The sequence below is a fragment of the Pedobacter sp. BG31 genome (assembly GCF_042464845.1).
GTDB lineage: Bacteria > Bacteroidota > Bacteroidia > Sphingobacteriales > Sphingobacteriaceae > Pedobacter > Pedobacter suwonensis.
In genome coordinates this window covers 1-759 of sequence record NZ_JBHNZK010000051.1, presented here as the reverse complement: position 1 = coordinate 759, position 759 = coordinate 1, and the positions used below count along the sequence as shown (strand labels likewise).

General features: G+C 37.0%; 1 protein-coding gene. It reads left to right on the top strand.

What is annotated here, in order from left to right:
* The coding region (locus ACFE6N_RS23515; protein ID WP_378940372.1) for an IS3 family transposase at nucleotides 1-723 on the top strand (723 nt) is incomplete at its 5' end.
* Nucleotides 724-759: the final 36 nt, after the last annotated feature.

The window sequence follows — 759 nt, the reverse complement described above, 5'->3', positions numbered from 1 at the left end:
GAATGTGCTAAAAAAGAGATCAGGAAGATCTATAATGACCATAAAGGACGGTATGGTTACCGAAGAATTACCTTAGAAATGAAAAATAGGGGTCATATTATCAATCACAAAACCGTGTCGAAACTGATGTGCAGCCAGGGACTCAAATCATTGATTAGAGGAAAAAGATACAGCTCCTACAAGGGCGATACGAATGAAGCAGCGCCAAATCTTTTTAAACAGAATTTCAAAGCTGAAAGGCCTTTTATCAAATGGGCAACAGATATTACAGAGTTCAAGGTTATGGATAAGAAAGTCTATCTTTCTCCTATTATAGAGTTGTTTAACGGTGAGATTATCAGTTATAAGCTTTCTGACTCACCTAACTTTAAGCAGGTATCGGATATGTTGAAGGATGCCTTTAAAATCCTTGAGGGGCAGGAAAAGCCAATACTGCACTCTGATCAGGGCTGGCAGTACAGAATGGCCAAATATAAAATGATGTTAAATGAGCAGGGTATAACACAAAGTATGTCCCGCAAAGGAAATTGCTATGATAACGCGATCATAGAAAACTTCTTTGGCACGATCAAATCTGAAATGTTTTATCTTAAAAAATACACCTCAATTGATGAACTAAAGGCCGACATCAAAGAATATATAACCTACTACAACAACGATAGGATCAAACTCAACCTAAACGGAATGAGCCCGATAAAATACCGGGCTCATCATATTAATTAATTTTTAACTTTGTCCAACTTTTCGGGTTCAGTTCAA